This is a genomic window from Pseudoalteromonas sp. UBA6610 (genome assembly GCF_002433295.1).
GTDB classification, from domain to species: domain Bacteria; phylum Pseudomonadota; class Gammaproteobacteria; order Enterobacterales; family Alteromonadaceae; genus Pseudoalteromonas; species Pseudoalteromonas atlantica.
On record NZ_DJHW01000049.1, the window covers coordinates 1 to 19,364 of the forward strand.

The following is a 19,364-nucleotide window of genomic DNA, read 5'->3' on the forward strand; positions in this document are numbered from 1 at the left end:
GCGGCGTAAATTAAAATACTGATAGACACACACAGTAATACGGCATCTTGCTTAGGAATGGGCAGCAGCACACTTAATAATGAAATACACGCTGAGGTAAATGCATAGCCGCCCACTATGGCAATAATAAAACGCAAAAATACTAACACTCTATAGCTTTGGGCCACCTTTAGAAGCGCAGCTAGGTTAGTTTTGGTAAAAGGTGCTATGTGCAGAGGTGCCTGCATAATTAACAAATCCCTTATTCAAATACGAGGATAAAAATAAGGCGTTATTATAAAGCTTACAAATACAAAAGATAGCGATTCTCATTTGTATATTCTAGTTAATTTAACATTCGTGCCTAGCATGTTAGTAAAATACTGATCTCTGCCGTTTTAGGGTTATTGCTTAGCTAATAACGAAGGTTTACAGTGGTCAATACTGGCAAGCCAATGAGTAAATTTAAAATGAGCAACCACGAAAAACTAAATTATGTAGAATTTCCCGCGTGCGATTTAACAGCTACAAAAAGCTTTTTTACTAACGTGTTTAACTGGCAATTTACCGACTATGGCCCAGAGTATACGGCATTTAGCGGCCAAGGGCTTGATGGTGGCTTTTTTAAAGCACCGCTTAAATCGCTTACTCAACATGGGGCCGCACTGCTGGTGTTTTACAGTAACGACATTCACGCAACCTTTAAAAAAGTAGCGCAATATGGCGGCAAAATAGTAAAACCTATTTTTGAGTTCCCCGGTGGCTGCCGCTTTCATTTTACCGAGCCCAGTGGTAACGAATTTGCCGTATGGTCAGAAAAACAATAAATATATCAAATAATTAGTTATTATTTTCAAGTGAGATCACGATTTTACCAACTAATAACTAATTTGAGTAAAATAAACCGATTTTTTACCAACTCATTAGGTCTAAATGGCCATTTAGAACAAAATTTAAGCATTTAAGGCCAGATTTATATGGATCCAATCAATTTAATTGAGCAAGTTAGTAAATGCGTGATCTGTGAACCTCATTTACCGTTAGGTGCTCGCCCCGTTATACAATTTAATGCCAATGCGCGTATTTTAATTGCCGGCCAAGCACCGGGCATAAAAGTACACGAAACTGGCAAGCCCTTTAACGACGCCAGCGGAAACCGCCTACGCGAATGGCTTGGGCTAAGTGTTGATGAGTTTTATGATCCGCAAAAAATAGCTATTTTACCTATGGGCTTTTGTTACCCTGGTAAAGGTAAGTCGGGCGACTTACCCCCGCGTAAAGAATGTGCACCTGCTTGGAGAGCGCAATTACTGGCCGCTCTGCCAAATTTAGAGCTTACAATCGTGCTCGGTAAATACGCGCAGGCTTATCATTTACCGCATACTAAAAACAGGCCCTTAACCGAGTTAGTAAAATCGTGGCGTGAGTATTGGCCGGAGCATTTGGTGCTACCACACCCAAGTCCACGCAATAATATTTGGCTTAAAAAAAATCCATGGTTTGCACAAGATGTACTGCCAGAACTTGCTGAGCGCGTTGCTGCAATATTAAATAAAGAACCACAATGAACAACTATAAATCAAACGGTTATATGCTTGTAAAGGGGCTTTACAGCACCGAAGAGCTAAATAAAATTAAGCCAGCAATTAATGCATTTCATACAAAGTGGAAGGCTAATAACCATGAGTTTTATCAATCCCGTGCAATTAATAGCTCGGGCATAACAAATAGTGAGTATTTAACGGCGCAGCAAAACGAAGCCTTATTTAGTTTAATAGCTGATAACAAATTAATTAAGCGTGTAAAACAGGCGATTAGTGAGCCACTGTTTTTAAATACTCAGTTATTTTTTAATCCCGTTAATGTTACACAAAAAAATTATTGGCATCGCGATATGCAATACCATTTAAATGTGCAAGAGCAACAAGCTGCGTTAAACGGGCCCGACGTAGTGCACTGCCGGTTAGCCCTTGAAGACGAACCAGGTATAGAGCTTGTGCCCCACTCGCATAAAAATTGGGATACACCAGAGGAGCTAAATGTACGTTTTGCAAAAAATAATAAGCTGCCAAGCGATAACTTAACTACAGGCAAAGTTATTAAACTTAATGCGGGTGACTTACTGTTGTTTTCAGCCAATATGATTCACCGAGGCTTATACGGCAAAAACCGTTTAGCACTGGATATTATTTTTTGCGAAAATGCACCACAGCTTACTGCCTTTATCAATGCAGCAAACACCCCAAGCTCGGCAGTAGCAAATAAAACCGCTAATCCACAAGTATTTTTTAATCTACTTTAAACCCGCTATAACCCCATTTAAAACAACACTTTTTCGCTTAACTATAAATATTACTAATAGTGTTGAATAAATAAACATCACTGTTATTTATTTTAAGACTCGTCAGTATGAAATAGACGCAAAATTATCCAATAAAAATAACCTCTATAATGGAGTTGCAGCTATGACAACTGAACACACACAATCACACACACGTTTAAAACCTGCTTTTTTAAAACAAAAAACACTGACTTTATTTACGCTCAGCGCATTAAGCGTGGGTATGGCACAAGCTGGCGAGCAAAAAATAAATAAAAGTGAGCTTGAAACCATTACCGTCACCTCGCAAAAGCGGGTGCAATCGCTACAAGATATTCCTACCTCTATTCAAGCGCTTTCTGGCGACTACCTCGAGCAAAACAGTGTTGATGATTTACTCGCCCTAAGCGAAAACCTACCTAACGTGCATATAACCGAAACCTCAAGCAGCAAACGTATTTTTGTACGCGGCATTGGCTCGGGTACTAACTCAGGCTTTGAGCAATCGGTTGCTATGTATAAAGATGGCGTGTATTTAGGACGCGGGCATCAGGCTAAATTTCCATTTTTAGATATGCAGCGCCTTGAACTTATAAAAGGTCCGCAGTCGGTTATGTTTGGTAAAAACGCCACAGCAGGTGCCTTTAGTATGGTTTCAAATTCGCCAACCGATGTACTTGAAGGTAACGTATCGGCAGAGTTTGGCTCTGATAACGAAAAGCGTTTTACCGGCGTTATAAATATTCCTATTAGCGATGATTTAGCCATTCGTATTGCCGCATTTGACCATTCTGTTGATGGCTTTTTATATAACCAAGCGCGCCAAAGTGATGAGCAATCTAACGACTCATCAGGTGCACGTTTATCAATAGATTGGCAAATAAACGATGATATAAACGCATTGTTTAAGTGGGAACACGGTGAGTTTGAATCGCATGGCTCGCGCTACCAATACATTATTGATACTCCCAACCGAGATTTACAAATAGCAAATGACCCTACTAACCCAGGCAATGTAGGGTATCGTTCACTTTTATTAAGCGACAACTCGGGTCTTGATTACACAAGTTCGGTATCGGGCGATGATCACCCAGGTGGGCTTAATGAGCAAAGTAAAACCACGCTTGATAACGCATCACTTAAATTAACCTATAACTATGGCGAATACGAATTTACCTCTGTAACCACGTATAGCGAGTACGATTGGGACTCAACATTTGACGCGGACTTTTCAGAAATCCCGCTTATAAAACAAGACTACTTAGAAACCTATAACCAGTTTACGCAAGAGTTTAGAGTAAGCTCGCCAACAGGGCGCACGCTTGAATACGTAGCGGGCATTTTTTACATGAGCAGTGAGCTTGAGCACCCAAACGATATATTATTTGGCGCATCGTTACTTATTCCTGATTTAGTGGGTACATCATTGGGCGTAAATGCGCTGTTTGATCAAGACCAACAAAGCTACTCCGCATTTACCGCCCTTACTTGGAATGTAAACGCGCAATGGCGCGCTAATTTTGGCCTGCGTTATCAAAAAGAAGAAAAAGAAGTAAGCAGCGTACAAAGTGTGTATAGCGTATTTGAGCCAAACACACCGCAAGCCGTACAACAATTTGCTAATGCCGCTGCGCCCACTATTGCAGGGCAGCTTTCGGGCGCGGGGGTACATAACCTTAACGCTAAGCGTGATGAATCGCACTTATCACCCAATATTAGTGTGCAATATTTAGGGTTTAACAACACCATGTTATTTGCAAGCGCTGGCATAGGCTACAAAGCCGGTGGTTTTGATGGCTCTGGCTTAAATGGCTCACAAGGTAACACGGTTGATGAAAACTCAGGCTTTGAGTTTGACGACGAAAAAGCCACAAACTTTGAATTTGGCATAAAAGCCGAGCCAATTAAAAATACTCTACAAGTAAATGCTACACTGTTTTACACCCTGTACGATGACTTACAAGTATCTGAATTTAATGGTAATGCATTTGTAGTTAAAAATGCCGCCGAAACCAAAGTAAAAGGGATTGAGCTCGATTCGCGCTGGGCAATAAATCAAAGTTGGCAGCTATCGGCAAACCTTGCGGTGCTTGATTTTGAATACGAACAATACGCCAGTGCATCGCCAACGGTTATGCAAAGCGAGCTACTTGGCCAAGCGTTTCAAGATTTAACCGGGCAAACTGGCGCGTTTGCTCCCGATTACTCAGGCAATATAGCGATTGATTACAATACCGAGGTGTTTTCAAACCTTACCTTAAGTAGCAATTTAGCGCTTAACTTTAGTGACGATTACTTTTTAGAGCAAGATCTTGACCCAATAGCCAAGCAAAGCGCTTTTGAAAAGCTAAATTTACGCATAGAGCTAGGTAGCAGTGAAGGAGATTGGTCGGTGGCGTTATTAGCTAAAAACCTAACCGATAAACAAACTTTTTCGCAGGCCAACGATGTGCCAGTTATTAGCTACGCACACCGTTTTTTATCAGAGCGTGGGCGCAGTTATCACGCACAATTTAATTACCGCTTTTAAGTTTGTCAGCAGGGATGAGTTGCTGGGCTAAACCTAGCAGCTTTTCTCGCATCCAACTATTTACTAAATCGTCATCAGCTTGTTCGTGCCAATACATGTGCACGGGCATTAACGGCACATCAAACGGCAAGCTAGTTACATGCACAGGCATTTGCTCTTTTAATACCTGCGCGTACGCGTTTGGCATTGTCATTATCATGTCGCTTTGGCTAATCACTTTAGTCGCCGCAAAATAATGTTCACATTTAAGCACTACATTACGGGCAAGTGCATGCTTTGCCAACGCCATATCAATAATATCTACCTGCGCACCTTTTAACGACACCAACGCGTGCGATGCCTTTGCGTAATTTTGTACGGTTAAGTCATTTAATATTGGGTGATCGTGCCTACAAATTAGCGAAAAATGCTCATTACAAATAAAGGTGTTTTTTATGTGGTTACTGGTAGGGGTAAGTACATCAATGACTATATCGAGCTCTTGGTTTTCGAGTGATTTTTCCATATCAACATGCGACACCTGACGGCTGTTAATCGTGATATTGGGGGTGTTTGTGAGTAGGTCGCTCATTAGCGGCGGAAAAAATATCGATTCTAAAATATCTCTAAAGCCAAATTTAATTTCGCGCTTAAAGGCGGCTATATCAAAAAGCCGTTCGTTATTTAAGGTTGACTCTAATACCTGCACCGACTCAATAACTTGCGCTATTATTTTTTGGCAAAAAGGTGAGGGCACCATACGCCGACCGTGGCGAATAAATAATGGGTCGTCAAACTTTTCTCTAAGGCGAGAAAGCGCATGGCTAACAGCAGGTTGCGTTAAATGCAGTTTATCCGCTGCAGTGGTAATACTGCCCTCTTGATATACCGTTTTAAGTATTACAAACAGGTTTAAATCTATCTTTCCATGCATAGTATTTATGTTTAACCATTAATTAACATCACTTCTATTTATCTTAAGCGAGACTAAACTAAAGTCAACAGAGTTTAATTTAGGATTATTATGAGCAATACACTAAAGCAGCAAGCCGCAAAAATGACCATAGGCAGCGACAAATTTAAACTTATTATGCCGCCTAAATTTAGCACCCTAAACGAGCAACGCAGCTACGAAAAACAACGCCTAGCCGCTGGGTTTCGAGTATTTGCCATGTACGGTTTTGATGAAGGACTTGCTGGGCACATAACACTTCGCGACTGCATTGAGCCCGATACATTTTGGGTAAACCCTGTGGGTATGCATTTTTCGCATATTAAAGCGTCAGATCTCATTCGGGTTGATCATAAAGGTAATATTATTGAAGGCAGCACACCGATTAATAATGCCGCGTTTGCTATTCATTCACGCATACATATGGCGCGACCCGACGTAAACGCAGTAGCCCATGCCCATACACGTTATGGCCGTGCGTTTTCGGCATTAGGTGAGCTACTTAAACCTATTTCGCAAGATGCCTGCGTATTTTACGAAAACCATAGCGTATTTGATGTATTTAGCGGCGTAGTAGCCGACAGCGAAGAGGGCGACATGATAGCTAAATCACTGGCTGATCACTGCGCTGTTATTTTGCAAAACCATGGTTTACTTACCGTTGGTTCGTCGGTTGATGCCGCAGTTGCCAATTTTGTATTGCTAGATAGCTGCTGCCAAAGCCAATTATTAGCGCAAGCCGCAGGCGAGCCTAAGCTTATCTCGCACGAGGTAGCGCTACACACTAAACAAGCCAATGGCTCAGAGCTAGTTACATGGGGGAACTTTCAGCCCATGTATCAGGTTGTTGCCGCAAAAGATAACAGCTTTTTAGATTAAAGCACTGGCAATAGCTTAATTTTGATAGACTAAATTTTGCGCGGTAATGGCCCACACCCCCAAAGCCGCGTTTAAATACTATGCACTCACACGCAAACACACATTATAAAGATACGTTGAGGGTTTTATGAATATAACAACAATTAAAAACCACGCCGATATTGGCAATTTAGACCTTGCTGAAATATCACCAGAGCAACTTCCTCGCTCGACTTATCATGCCATTTTACAATCGGCAAAAAACTTTGGTGATGCAACCGCTATTGAATACATTTTAGATGGCGACTGCATTAGCGAAGCGCAAATTCCGTTTGCAAAAAAGCTTATTCACCGCATTTTAATGACCTTTAAAGGTAAAAGCTTTGCTAATCCGCACCGTAAAATGAGTTACAAAGCGCTCGCAAAAAACGTAACAGGGCTTGGTAATGCATTGCACTCATTGGGTATTACAAAAACCGAGGTAACCTCGCTGGTATTACCTAACTTCCCTGAAACCTATGTATCGCTTTGGGCAGCAGAGGCCGCAGGCATTGCAAACCCCATAAACCCCTTGCTTGATGAGTCCATAATGAAAGAAATTATGATCTCAGCCAATACCAAAGTAATCATTGCCCTAGGCCCAGTTCCTGGTAGCGATATTTGGCAAAAAGTAATGGCAATTAAAGAGCATATACCCGGCCTAAAAGCGGTTATTAGTTTATTTGGTGACGACATAGCATGCTCGCAAAATAATAAAGTACCCGTGTATGGGTTTAAAAAGTTACTCGCTGCGCAAAGTACGCAAGCAGCTAATTTTACTTTGCCTGAGCAAAACGATGTGTGCGCGTATTTTCATACGGGTGGTACCACCGGCCTACCAAAACTTGCCAAGCACTTACACTTAAACCAGCTCACCAATGCAGGGCAGGTTAATTTACTTTCGCCAGTAAACGCAGGCGATACCATGCTAGTAGGTTTGCCCATATTTCATGTAAATGCGGCGGTAGCCACAGGCATAGCCTCGGTAATGAAAGGCTGTAAAATTTTACTCGCAAGCCCTTCTGGCTTTAGAGGTAAAAACATCATTCAAAACTTACTCACCCTAATTAATAATTACGATGTAGCCGTTATGACCGCCGTACCTACGGTTTACGCTGCTATGGTTGAGCAAATTACCTCGCAAAAAATATCGGTGCCACCGCTTAAAATGAAGTTTGCCATTTGTGGGGCCGCGCCGCTTTCATCAGATTTACAAGCCCTGTTTACTAAACTCACAAACACCCCACTAGTAGAGGGTTATGGCTCAACTGAGGGCAGCTCGGTAAGTACGTTAATGCCTGTAAACCCAATTAATAAAGAGGCTTCTGTAGGGCTGCCAATACCTGGTATTACGCTTAAAATTGCCGATATAAACGAGCAAGGCACGCTTGTTAAAATTTGCGATACACTCGATGTTGGTGAAATAATAATAACCGGTAATAACGTATTTCCGGGTTATGTAGAAGATGCGCATAACCAAGGCGCATGGGTAGTTGATGAAAACGGCCAACAGTATTTTAGAACCGGCGATTTAGGAAAAATAGATGAGAGCGGGTATGTATCTTTATGTGGTAGGCAAAAAGAGCTAATAATACGTGGCGGACACAATATAGACCCCAAAATGATAGAAGATGCCGCAACCAGCCACCCCGAAGTAACACTTGCAGCCGCCGTGCCACGCCCCGACAGCTACGCAGGCGAAGTACCCGTACTTTACGTAACGCTTAGCCCACATAGCACGCTTAAACTTGACGCTCTAACCGCGTATGTTAGCGCCAACATACCTGAGCGAGCAGCAATACCAAAAGCTATTTATATAATTGATGAAATACCGCTTACTGCCGTAGGTAAAATTTATAAGCCCGAACTGGTTTGCATAGAAATAAAACAAACCATTACAGAGGCTCTTAGCGAGCAATTAATCAACAAAACCGTGCAAATAAATGTGTTTGCTGATAAAAAGTTAGGCATAAAAGCCACAATTTTAGTTAATGAAGATGAGTTAAACGCGCTGCAACAACAGATAAAAACGCTGCTAACCCCGTACTCATTTAACTACGAAGTGCTGGCATTAAAAACAACAGAGGCCGCCTAATTTGAACGCATCATTTTTAACAGAAATCATACTCCCACTCGCCCTTGCCCTTATTATGTTTGGCATGGGGCTTGGGCTTACAGTTGGCGACTTTACGCGGCTTTTTAAAAAGCCCTTAGCAATTGCTATGGGCTTACTAGGCCAAATTATTGCCATGCCGCTACTGGCTTTAGGTTTGTGTTATTTACTTAATTTACCTACGCCTATAGCAATAGGGTTAATGATTTTAGCCGCGTGCCCGGGTGGTACTATGTCAAACGTAGTGAGCCAGCTGGCAAAGGCTAATTTAGCGCTTTCGGTAAGCTTAACCGCTGCCTCAACCGCTATTAGCATTATTACCACCCCGTTTATTATTGGCTTTGCCATGCACCAATTTGCACCGCAAGACGATGCTAATTTTTCTATATTAACTACATCGCTTGGGCTATTTGTAATCACCTTAGTGCCTGTTGCCATAGGGATAAGCCTGCGCCATTTTAAAAGCGAATTTGCGATTAAAAGTGAGCCGTTTTTTAGGCGTTTTTCGTTATTTTTTATGCTCGCCATGATAGCCGCGCTAGTAATAAAAGAACGCGCCTTACTGGCAAGCTCGTTTGATGCTGTATTTTGGGCCTGCCTTGCATTAAATATTGGCTCAATGGTCATTGGCTTGCTCATAGCTAAACTTTCAAACCTTAACCTGACCGATTCACTAACACTTGGGATTGAGGTAGGGATTCAAAACGCATCGTTGGCTATTTTAATTGCTATAAGCTTTTTAAATAAGCCCGAATACGCAGTAACAGGCGGTGTATATGGCCTTGCCATGTTTATTGGGCCGCTGTTATTAATTGCTGGGCTTAAGTTTAAAAACAAACATCTTGTAAACGCTTAAAAAAACGCGAAGCGCCAAATTTAGTTCTCTAAGTTTGGCGCTTTTTTTATAGCTATTAACGTTTAAAAATATGCTGCACTTGTCCGCGTAACCATACTAAAGCGTCGTCTTTATCAGTACTTTGATGCCAGTATAAATGCTGATAAATAGCAGGCATAGTGGTGGGCACAGGCCGTGCTATTAGCGTGTCGTCAAGCAGTTGGCTTGCCACCATAGAGGGCAGGGTGAGCAAAAATGGCGCGTCTTTTATTACCTCTTTCGCAGCAAAATAATTTTGACAACGTATAGCCACCTGCCTATTAAAACTCAATTGCAATAACGCAATATCTTCAATAACAGTACCGGTTGCTCGGTTAGATACCGCAACATGCTTAGCCGCTAAATAATTGTCTATATTGAGTTGGTTTTTAAGCGGGTGGTTTTTTTTCATGAGTACACAAAAGTGATCACTTGAGAGAACAGCGTGGCTAATGGGCGCTTTTATTGGCCGTGCTACATCAATTGCCATATCTATTTGATGATTAGCTAATTGCTTATGCATATCTTCACGGCTTAATTTTACGCTCGCTAAGCTTGCATTGGGAGCATGTTTTGCCAGTGCAAGTTGCAATTTAGGCAAAACAATAGGCTCTATTGCATCGTGCAGGGCTATTTTAAAGGTTTGTGCAGTGGTCGCTAAATTAAAATCACCGCAGGCTTGTAGCACTTGGCGTAATTTTTCGAGTAAATCTATTAGCTCGGGTGCCATACGTTGGCACGCAGGGGTGGGGAGCATTAATTGCCCTTGGCGCTCAAATAACGGATCGTTTAATACACTGCGCAAACGTTTTATAGCATGGCTAACTGCTGAGGGCGTTATGTACAGCACCTTTGCGGTTTCGCTCATGTTTTTTTCACGGTATAGACATTCAAATATTTTAAGTAAATTTAAATCTAACTGCTGAATATTTTTAGCTTCAATCATTATTACCCACTCAAACTATGAATGTAATTCACACTTAACTGGTAATATATTTCATTTAATTCATTGTGGCGAATGTTTTATGCTGAGTTAACTAAAAAATAAACAGGCAACCCTAATGAACTTTGAGCCAAGCCAAAAAAGCCAAGACTACCTAAAGCGGGTAACCGCCTTTATGGATGAGCACGTATTGCCTATTGAGCAAGCAGTAGTTGCGCATAACCATGCTAAAAATAATTCAAACGATTGGACCACTTGGCAACTAAGTGAGCACATTGAGCCATTAAAAACTAAAGCAAAAGCCGCTGGCCTGTGGAACTTATTTTTACCCGATGCAGAACTAGCACAAGGCTTGACCTGCTTAGAGTACGCCCCTATTGCAGAGCAAATGGGTAAATGTTTATTTGCATCAGAAATATTTAATTGTAACGCCCCAGACACCGGCAATATGGAAGTGCTTTATCATTTTGCAAACGATGAGCAAAAACAGCAGTGGTTAACCCCATTATTAAATGGCGATATTCGCTCAGTATTTGCCATGACCGAACCCGATGTAGCTTCATCAGATGCGACAAACATGCAAGCAACCATAGATGTGGATGGCGACGAGCTTATTTTAAATGGCAAAAAATGGTGGACCACCGGCCTTGGTCATCCTAATGCACAGGTGGCTATTTTTATGGGGCTTTCTAACCCCGAAAACGATAAACACAGCCAGCATTCAATGGTACTTGTGCCGCTAAACACACCCGGTGTAAACATTAAGCGTATGCTAAGTGCCTGTGGCGATTTTGATGCCCCCTACGGCCACGGCGAAATGGAGTTTAATAACGTACGCGTACCAAAACAAAATCTTATTTTAGGGTTAGGCAAAGGCTTTGCCATTGCACAAGGGCGCTTGGGGCCTGGGCGAATTCATCATTGTATGCGCGCAATTGGCGCAGCAGAGCGCTGTTTAGAGCTCATGATTAAACGCGGGCTATCGCGCAGCGCTTTTGGTAAACCCTTACTTAAATTAGGCGGTAATTTAGAACGCGTTGCGCAAGCGCGTATGGCAATAGACCAAGCCCGATTATTAACCCTACACGCGGCATGGAAAATAGATACTCAAGGCGTTAAACACGCCATGACCGAAATATCGAGCATAAAAGTAGTAGTGCCTAATATGCTGCAAATGGTCTCAGATATGGCGATACAAGTATTTGGTGGCGCTGGGGTGTCGAGCGACTTTCCTATTGCCTCGTTTAATGCAATGGGGCGTATTTTACGCCTTGCAGATGGCCCTGACGAAGTACATATGGGCATGGTTTCGCGCCTCGAACTTAACAAATACCGCTAAGGCAACACCATGAAAACACGACTAATAATAACAGGTGGAGCCACAGGACTGGGTAAAGCGTTAGCCCTGAGTTACGCAAGTAATTTGGGCGCTAACTTACAAATTTGTATCGCCGATATAAACACCGAGCGTGCAGCCACAACCATTAGTGAACTGCAAGCACTAAAAAGCGATGCCTTTTTTTACGCCTGCGATGTAACCAAGCAAGCAGATGTAAAGGGGCTTTACGATATTATCCAAACCAAGTGGCAGGGCGTAGATATTGTTATAAATAACGCAGGCGTTGCCACGGGCGGCTCGCTTGAGGGCGAATCGCTTGAGCAATGGCAGTGGATTATGGATATTAATTTGCTCTCTATGGTGCGGGTGTGCCAAACATTTTACCCCGCCTTTGTGCAACAAGGCGGTGGCTACTTTATTAATATAGCCTCACAAGCAGGGCTTACCCCTATTCCGTTTATGAGCAGTTATAACGCCGTAAAAGCGGCGGTTATAGGTTTTAGCGAAACCCTAAAGCTCGAACTCGCCCACGATAATATAGATGTAAGTGTTGTGTGCCCGAGCTTTTTTAAAACCAATCTTGATGAATCCATGCGCACCAGCGAGCCGGCCATGAAAACCATGCTTAACCGTGCCTTTGAGCGCTCCCCCATAAACGCAGAGCAAGTTGCCGATATTATTTATCAGCAGTCGCTTAAGCGCCCATTTTTAATTTTGACCCATAAATTAGGTAAACAGGCCTTTTTAATGAAAAAACTACTCCCCGTTGAGTGGTACATTAAAAACATGCTGAAAAAAACACGCTCTATGCAACGTTTAAAATCAAAATAATAAAGGCTAACAATGAACACACAATTATTAGATCAAGCCAAAAACGTACGCCAAGGCGAAGAGCTCGACACACAAAAAGTAGATGCCTGGCTTAAACAGCACCTTACACAGTTAACTGGCGAGCCAAGTGTTACTCAATACGCAGGGGGGGCATCAAACTGGACCTACTGCCTAGAGTACCCAGAGCAATCGCTTATTTTACGCCGTGCGCCCAAAGGCACCAAAGCCAAAGGCGCACACGATATGGCCCGTGAATATAAGCTGCAGCAAGCGCTAAAACCAGTTTACACCTATGTGCCAAATATGGAGGCGTTTTGCGACGATGAAAACATACTCGGCACCGACTTTTACGTTATGGAAAAGCTTACGGGGATAATTCCGCGTAAAAATTTACCACGCGGATTAACCCCCACGCCCGAGCGCACCAAAAAGCTGTGCGAAAACGTACTCGACTGCCTAGTAGAGCTACACAAAGTAGATTACAAACAGGCCAATTTAAGCCATTTAGGCAAAGGCGAAGGCTACACCCAGCGTCAAATTAGCGGCTGGAGCGAGCGCTTTACTAAAGCCAAAACCTGGAATGTACCCAGCGGTAAAAAAGTCATTAAGTGGCTTGAAAACAACATGCCAAGTAACGAGCGTATTTGCATAACACATAACGATTTTAGGTTTGATAACGTTGTGCTTGATGCAAACGACTACACCAACGTACTGGGTATTTTAGATTGGGAACTTGCCACACTTGGCGACCCACTTATGGATTTGGGCAATACATTGGCTTACTGGGTAGAGCCAGGAGATGACTTTTTAGCCCAAGCCACGCGCCGCCAACCCACTCACTTAGAGGGTATGCTAACGCGCAAAGAAGTGGTGGCCTACTACTGTAAAAAAATGAATATAACCGTAGATGACTTTACCTTTTACGAAGTGTACGGGCTATTTAGACTTGCCGGCATTGTGCAGCAAATTTATTACCGCTACCACCATGGGCAAACTAAAAACCCCGCCTTTAAACACTTTTGGGTGTTTGTACATTACCTTTTATGGCGCTGTAAAAAAGCCATTAACAACCAAGGTAAAGTCTAATGTGTATTTTATATTTAGTACGCCACGGGCAGGCCAGCTTTTCGGCTGATAATTACGATACGCTCTCAACAAAAGGGCAACAGCAAGCCACACTACTGGGTGAATATTTAGCACAAAAGCAGCTTACGCCCGATGCTGTATTTGCAGGCAGTATGCTGCGCCATAATCAAACCGCAGAGCTTAGTTTAGCAAGTGCTAATAATACGCCAGTGGTAATAAACGATGCGCGATTAAACGAATACGATCACGAACATATTTTAGCCGTTTATAACCCACAGCTTGCCACCCCAAGCCAAGTTCGCGCGGCACTTAGCAAGCAAGCCGAGCCTATGGAATACTTTAAAACGGTATTTATTAGCGCCATACAGCAATGGGTGCTCAATCCCGACAGCACTCAATATAACGAAAGCTTTAATGCATTTACTGCGCGTGTACTTGGCGCGCTTGAACAAATAGCCAATGAAAACCACGGTAAAAAGGTACTTATTTATACCTCTGGCGGGCCTATTAGCATTATAACCAGCCATTTAATGGGGCTAAAGCTCGAGCGCTTTATTGATATTAATTGGAGCTTAGTAAACGCAGGCGTAACCAAAGTAGTGGCGCGCGGCAAAGGAAAAAATCAAAAATTAACGATAAGTAGTTTAAACGAGCATCACTTTTTAGAGTGCCACCCACAACAAAAATTAATTACATACACCTAAGGATCTAATTATGCGCAAAAACATACTAATAACAGGTGCAAGTTCAGGCTTAGGCAAAGGCATGGCAAAAGAGTTTGCAAAACAAGGTTGTAATCTTGCTTTATGTGCTCGGCGCTTTGAGCTATTAGAGCAGCTAAAAAGTGAGCTTGAACAAATAAACCCAAATATAACCATTAGCATAAAAGTGCTTGATGTTAACGACCACGAGCAAGTATTTAGCGTATTTAACGCCTTTAAAGATGAGCTTAACGGCCTTGATAGAGTGATTATAAACGCTGGTATGGGCAAAGGGGCTTCTATTGGTACGGGTTATTTTAATGCCAACAAACAAACCGCACAAACTAACTTTGTGGCCGCACTTGCGCAAGCTGAGGCCGCAATGGAAATTTTTAGAGCGCAAAACCATGGTCATTTAGTGACTATTTCATCTATTAGTGCTGTACGTGGTTTTAGGCGCGCCATGACCGTTTACGCCGCCACTAAAGCGGCTATTACCTCATTAAGTGAAGGCATACGCATAGATGTAATGCACACGCCTATAAAAGTAAGCTGTGTACATCCAGGTTTTATAAGAAGCGAAATAAACGAAAAAGTAAAAACAGTGCCGTTTATTGTTGATACCGAAACTGGCTGCAAAGCACTGGTAAAAGCAATAAATAAAGAAAAAGCCAACAGCTTTGTGCCAAGCTGGCCGTGGGCATTCCTGCATTGGATTTTACGAATAGCACCGCTGAGTACAATTCGTAAAATGTCGTAAGGTTTTTAAATTTTAGGCATTAAAAAAGGTGGCAAATGCCACCCTTTATGTACGTGTTTACTTAACCTAGGTTTAGGTTATTTGTAAAATTATAGTAGTGCAAAAATCTTTTGCAGCTGTGGCATGTACTCGCTCACAAGCTCAAGGTTGTTTTCGCTTACTAGTGGGTCTGTAGATTCTTCAGCCGCGCTTGAAGCCTTACCAAACGAGCCCATTAACGAGCTAGCGTCACTGCTTTTAGCACTTTTAAGGCTTTGCAGGCCACCCATTACTTTATTTGCTGTTTCTTGGTTTTCTGCTGAAAGACCCGACTTAAGGTTTTCGATGTAAGCCATAGATACTTCTGAGCCAACAGATACTAACTCTTCCGGCGAAAAACCGTAACGGTTAGTAATATCGGCAAAGCTTTTATATAAACCTTGCTCTTTAATCATGCTTAATGCGCTATTAGCAAGAGAGCTTTGCTCTTCAACATTTTGATCAGCAGAGCCACCTAGCATGCTTGCTAAATCTAGGTTTTTTAACGAATCTTGGCTGCTAGCCCAGCTAGAAACAGCCGGCAGTGCTTTCATGTAGCTTTGTAATTGGCCTTCGCTAATATCTTCAGCAAGGCTTGAAAAACTCATTGCTAATAAGCTAAGTGATAAAATTATTTTTTTCATTGGGCGTTTCCTATTATTTAATTAAAGCCATTAAAAACTAAATGTAAGCGCTTGCCAATACATAACTAAAGTATTAGGTGTATTTAGGCTATAAAGTAGTATAAATACTTTAAAGTTCTATAACTTAAGCTGATTCAGCACAAATATAGTTACAAATGTTATACTGCATTTTTGTCGATAAGAGCTGAACGTAATGTTAACTATTTCAAATACTGTCACTATAGATGAATGGGAACTAGAGCTAACTGCTATACGTTCGCAAGGTGCCGGTGGCCAAAACGTTAACAAAGTAGCCAGCGCCATTCATTTACGCTTTGATATTAACCGCTCAAAGTTACCCGATTTTTACAAAGAACGTTTATTAAAGCTAAACGACTCTCGGATCACCAAAGAGGGCGTGGTGGTAATTAAAGCCCAAAGCTTTCGCACCCAAGAGCTTAACCGAGAAGATGCACTAAAACGTTTAAAAGATTTAATTTTAAGTGCAACCAAGGTAAATAAAGCCCGCCGCGCAACCAAGCCAAGCCGTAACTCGCAGCGCAAGCGCATGGATAAAAAAACCAAACATGGGCAAACCAAAGCCCTGCGCGGTAACATTAAGTTATAACTCACTAAGTTTATATGGCTTTACAGTAAAGTATGCTTAATTTACGCCTACAGCTAATAGTTAACCGTAGGCGTGAGTGGGTTATTCGTAGGTATGATGGCGGGTGGCACTAAAGCGGTTTAATATATGGTGCATTACATACACCGCAGATAAACTTGCCACAATAGCCACCGCAACAGAGCTAAAGCGATACATGGCGCTATAAACAAGGTCTTGCCCGGGGCCTAGTGAGTTGCCAAACAAAATACCAAACGTGGTTAACACACCAAACCCTATGCCCGGAGCGCCGCCGCCAATAATATGAAAACGGCTAAATACAAACGATAACGTCCACAGTATAAGCACCGGAAACAATAAAAAGTCAGAGTGATTATACAATAACACTTGCGCCAACAACGCAGCATTACAGCCAATTAATGTACCAATAGCGCGCTGCCAACCGGCCATACCTGCGGCTTTCCAGCACAGCGAAAACAAAATTAATACCGATGAGGCTTGCGCCGATATTGAATCTTGTAAATCGAGAACTTGAAACGCCACAAACGAAAGCGTAGCAACCGTTGCGCATAATAATACCTCATGGCGAATGCTTTCTTTGGCTTTAGCGGGTACCGCCCTTACGGCACGCGCGGTTACATCAGGAAAAACACCATGCATAACAAACGCTATAACAATAGAGAGAACAGTAGCCAAACCATTACTTAAAATAAGCGGGTATACACTACTTGTACCGGTTACATAGCTTGAAAAGTGCAGCTGAATCGACAACCCAACCACGCCTAGTGCGCCAAATAAAAAAGCTGCGCCTGAGCTCATTTGATAAAACAAAAAGCAAAACGCTAAAAATACAATAATGGTCATCAGTACCGGAAGGTGCGAAAACAAGCCCTGCATAATTAAAACCATTGGAATACTAATAGCGGCACTGGCTAAAAACTGGCGCACAATGCTTTTATTTAACACCGGTACTAAACCAAGTAGCAACATAGGGTAAACAGTAAAAAATATACCGTATGGCCAGTTCATTAATTTACTAATAGTAAACCCTATGGTGCAACCACCGGCTATGCGCAGCGCTTGGCGTAAACCGTTTGAGTCTAATTGCGGTGCTTGGCTAACAACTTGAGTCATACGGCCTCCATTAATAAATGTAGTGTAGCCAACTAATAAACCTAATTTGAGCCGACGCTAACCATTGCCCAATTGTTGACTCTGGCAATAGTTGCACAGTGGCACGGGCACCACTTGGCATATTAGCAATTAATTTAGCGTTATCTGGCATCACTAAATGAATACGCTGGCGCTGAGCATCGCGCACCCAACGATTACTAGTTTCGGTACTACTAAGCGAGCCATTTGCACTGAGTTGCCCATCGCTTACGCCTGCCTCAAACGTGCTTATATGCGCGTTGTAAACCTCACCTGGGCGGCTATCAAATACCACTTGCGCCAAACTACCTGGTTTCATATTTAGTAATGATTTTTCTCTAAAATCGGCAACAAGGTCGGCCTTATTAGCCACCATAGCTAAAAGCGGGCTACCCGTTACCGCATATGCGCCATCTAGTAGTTGTAAGTTAGAAACCACACCAGCGCTTAGCGCACGCACTTGGGTGTACGATAAGTTAAGCTCGGCTTGTGCTAATTGGTTTGCAGCATGGCGAAGCGCTAAGTTTTGCGCGCCGCTTTCGCCGCGGGCAAGTATGGCTTCTGCCAATTGCGCTTCTAATGAGGCGACATTTGATTTACTTGCTTCAAAGTTAGCTTTAATGCTTTCAAGCTCTTGCTCTGAAATAGAGCGCTGCTTAAATAATGCTTCGCCACGGTTATTAAGTAATTGCTGTTCGTGCAGCTTTGCCTTGGCCGCCGAAATTTGCGCCTCCAGTGCTTTTACATTGGTATCTAAACGTTTGTTTTGTAATTTGGCGTCGTCAAGGGCAAGCTGTGCCTGCTCTAGCGCTAATTTATACGGGCCTGAGTCTATTTCAAACAATACATCGCCAGCTTTTACGGTTTGATTATTATTAACCAATACCTTAGTAACACGGCCACTTATTTGCGGGGCAATTTGCACCACAGGATGATAAACCCGCGCTTGCGGCGTTACCGGCATAAACATGTCGGCAATTAAATAGTAAATAAATATAACAACAAAACCCGCTAACGAAAGCCTGACATAACGAGTAAATTTTTGATCTGGTGTCATTGTCTCTCTTACTCTTTACTTTGATTTTTAATACAGTTTAGTGCGTTTTTTTCCATATTGACGATGCCATATGCAAGCGCATCGAGTTGCTGTGTGCTTAGCCCGCTGTATAGCTGGCTTTTAATATCAATGAGTTTTTCGTTTAGCGACTGTAAAATTGCGCCACCTTGATCGGTAAAGTAAATTTTTTTACTGCGTTTATCGTGCTCATCAACTTTACGGGTAATTAATAGCTGCTCTTCTAATTGCTTTAATGTGCGAGTAAGCGAGGGCATTTCTATTCCTAAACTCTGCGCAAGCTCAAGCTGCGTTATGCCCTCGCCCAACATATTTATATGGGTTAGCGCCGTCCAGCGCGATTGCGTAAGCCCTAAAGGTTCTACAGCTAAAGTGATGGCCTCGCGACACAGCCTATGAACCCGCCCCATGTTACCAATAATGGTTAAATCGAGCGTTTCGTGAAAAGGTTTTTGAGTAGTCATAATCACCTCAAATTAGTTAGCATGCTAAGTATTTTAGCATTAGTTAGCGTGCTAAGTAAATATTGAGAGGGGTTGCAAATAAAAAAGCCCCAAAGCTGGGGCT

20 protein-coding genes are annotated in these 19,364 nt (G+C 42.4%); 13 read left to right on the forward strand and 7 right to left on the reverse strand.

From position 1 onward, the window contains the following. A partial coding sequence (locus tag B4F91_RS06405; RefSeq protein WP_288635438.1) for a hypothetical protein occupies window positions 1–227 on the reverse strand: 227 nt, incomplete at its 3' end. A 222-nt stretch (window positions 228–449) separates the two neighbouring features. Between B4F91_RS06405 and B4F91_RS06410 the strand changes: the two genes are divergently transcribed. From B4F91_RS06410 to B4F91_RS06425, 4 genes are all read left to right on the forward strand, one after another. Further along, window positions 450–806 (forward strand): VOC family protein, encoded by a 357-nt coding sequence (locus B4F91_RS06410; RefSeq protein WP_004588278.1) that lies wholly within the window; start codon window positions 450–452, stop codon window positions 804–806. A 150-nt stretch (window positions 807–956) separates the two neighbouring features. Beyond that, window positions 957–1,547, forward strand: coding sequence for a uracil-DNA glycosylase family protein (locus B4F91_RS06415; protein ID WP_024033006.1), 591 nt, complete (start codon window positions 957–959; stop codon window positions 1,545–1,547). Beyond that, window positions 1,544–2,281 carry a phytanoyl-CoA dioxygenase family protein gene (locus B4F91_RS06420; protein WP_096042645.1) on the forward strand — a complete coding sequence of 246 codons (738 nt, stop codon included), beginning with the start codon at window positions 1,544–1,546 and terminating at the stop codon, window positions 2,279–2,281. Before B4F91_RS06415 ends, B4F91_RS06420 begins: the two co-directional genes overlap by 4 nt. 163 nt (window positions 2,282–2,444) lie before the next feature. Further along, the gene (locus B4F91_RS06425; protein WP_288635442.1) at window positions 2,445–4,829 is read left to right on the forward strand and encodes a TonB-dependent receptor; all 2,385 of its coding nucleotides are present in this window, start codon (window positions 2,445–2,447) and stop codon (window positions 4,827–4,829) included. Here B4F91_RS06425 and B4F91_RS06430 read toward each other — a convergent pair. Next, window positions 4,813–5,742 (reverse strand): LysR family transcriptional regulator, encoded by a 930-nt coding sequence (locus tag B4F91_RS06430; RefSeq protein WP_024033009.1) that lies wholly within the window; start codon window positions 5,740–5,742, stop codon window positions 4,813–4,815. The two genes, B4F91_RS06425 and B4F91_RS06430, sit on opposite strands and share 17 nt — an antisense overlap. A 90-nt stretch (window positions 5,743–5,832) precedes the next feature. Between B4F91_RS06430 and B4F91_RS06435 the strand changes: the two genes are divergently transcribed. From B4F91_RS06435 to B4F91_RS06445, 3 genes are all read left to right on the forward strand, one after another. Next, window positions 5,833–6,639, forward strand: coding sequence for a class II aldolase/adducin family protein (locus B4F91_RS06435; protein WP_286936276.1), 807 nt, complete (start codon window positions 5,833–5,835; stop codon window positions 6,637–6,639). A 127-nt stretch (window positions 6,640–6,766) separates the two neighbouring features. Continuing rightward, window positions 6,767–8,752: an AMP-binding protein gene (locus B4F91_RS06440; RefSeq protein WP_286936277.1), complete on the forward strand. Its 1,986-nt coding sequence runs from the start codon at window positions 6,767–6,769 to the stop codon at window positions 8,750–8,752. 1 nt (window position 8,753) lies between these two features. Continuing rightward, complete coding sequence (locus B4F91_RS06445; RefSeq protein WP_121638607.1) at window positions 8,754–9,626, forward strand: bile acid:sodium symporter family protein; 873 nt, start codon at window positions 8,754–8,756, stop codon at window positions 9,624–9,626. Between the two features lie 55 nt (window positions 9,627–9,681). Here B4F91_RS06445 and B4F91_RS06450 read toward each other — a convergent pair whose 3' ends face one another. Then, window positions 9,682–10,590, reverse strand: a complete 909-nt coding sequence (locus B4F91_RS06450) for a LysR family transcriptional regulator (protein ID WP_039037314.1) — start codon at window positions 10,588–10,590, stop codon at window positions 9,682–9,684. A gap of 115 nt (window positions 10,591–10,705) precedes the next feature. Between B4F91_RS06450 and B4F91_RS06455 the strand changes: the two genes are divergently transcribed. Genes B4F91_RS06455 through B4F91_RS06475 form a run of 5 tightly spaced genes read left to right on the forward strand, consistent with a single transcriptional unit; the run spans window position 10,706 to window position 15,304 of the window. Further along, on the forward strand, window positions 10,706–11,926 hold the full coding sequence (locus B4F91_RS06455) for an acyl-CoA dehydrogenase family protein (RefSeq protein ID WP_273609893.1): 1,221 nt from the start codon (window positions 10,706–10,708) through the stop codon (window positions 11,924–11,926). Window positions 11,927–11,935: 9 nt separating this feature from the next. Then, on the forward strand, window positions 11,936–12,757 hold the full coding sequence (locus tag B4F91_RS06460) for an SDR family oxidoreductase (protein ID WP_286936280.1): 822 nt from the start codon (window positions 11,936–11,938) through the stop codon (window positions 12,755–12,757). Between the two features lie 12 nt (window positions 12,758–12,769). Further along, window positions 12,770–13,843, forward strand: coding sequence for a phosphotransferase family protein (locus tag B4F91_RS06465; RefSeq protein ID WP_286936281.1), 1,074 nt, complete (start codon window positions 12,770–12,772; stop codon window positions 13,841–13,843). Beyond that, the gene (locus B4F91_RS06470; RefSeq protein WP_024033017.1) at window positions 13,843–14,547 is read left to right on the forward strand and encodes a histidine phosphatase family protein; all 705 of its coding nucleotides are present in this window, start codon (window positions 13,843–13,845) and stop codon (window positions 14,545–14,547) included. The genes B4F91_RS06465 and B4F91_RS06470 overlap by 1 nt, the downstream gene beginning before the upstream one ends. A 10-nt stretch (window positions 14,548–14,557) precedes the next feature. Then, window positions 14,558–15,304: an SDR family oxidoreductase gene (locus tag B4F91_RS06475; RefSeq protein WP_171036111.1), complete on the forward strand. Its 747-nt coding sequence runs from the start codon at window positions 14,558–14,560 to the stop codon at window positions 15,302–15,304. 89 nt (window positions 15,305–15,393) lie between these two features. On the opposite strand, the gene B4F91_RS06480 is transcribed toward B4F91_RS06475, so the two are convergent. Beyond that, the gene (locus B4F91_RS06480) at window positions 15,394–15,966 is read right to left on the reverse strand and encodes a hypothetical protein (protein WP_004586261.1); all 573 of its coding nucleotides are present in this window, start codon (window positions 15,964–15,966) and stop codon (window positions 15,394–15,396) included. 193 nt (window positions 15,967–16,159) lie between these two features. Between B4F91_RS06480 and arfB the strand changes: the two genes are divergently transcribed. Next, entirely contained in the window at window positions 16,160–16,573 is a 414-nt protein-coding gene (gene arfB, locus B4F91_RS06485; RefSeq protein ID WP_024033019.1) for an alternative ribosome rescue aminoacyl-tRNA hydrolase ArfB, read from the forward strand. An 81-nt stretch (window positions 16,574–16,654) separates the two neighbouring features. On the opposite strand, the gene B4F91_RS06490 is transcribed toward arfB, so the two are convergent. From B4F91_RS06490 to B4F91_RS06500, 3 genes are read right to left on the reverse strand one after another with little or no spacing between them, the layout of a single operon-like run. After that, window positions 16,655–17,704 carry a DUF2955 domain-containing protein gene (locus B4F91_RS06490; RefSeq protein ID WP_286936283.1) on the reverse strand — a complete coding sequence of 350 codons (1,050 nt, stop codon included), beginning with the start codon at window positions 17,702–17,704 and terminating at the stop codon, window positions 16,655–16,657. Between the two features lie 10 nt (window positions 17,705–17,714). Further along, window positions 17,715–18,779: an HlyD family secretion protein gene (locus tag B4F91_RS06495; protein WP_286936285.1), complete on the reverse strand. Its 1,065-nt coding sequence runs from the start codon at window positions 18,777–18,779 to the stop codon at window positions 17,715–17,717. 8 nt (window positions 18,780–18,787) lie between these two features. Continuing rightward, on the reverse strand, window positions 18,788–19,261 hold the full coding sequence (locus B4F91_RS06500) for a MarR family transcriptional regulator (RefSeq protein ID WP_248444255.1): 474 nt from the start codon (window positions 19,259–19,261) through the stop codon (window positions 18,788–18,790). Between the last annotated feature and the right edge of the window lie 103 nt (window positions 19,262–19,364).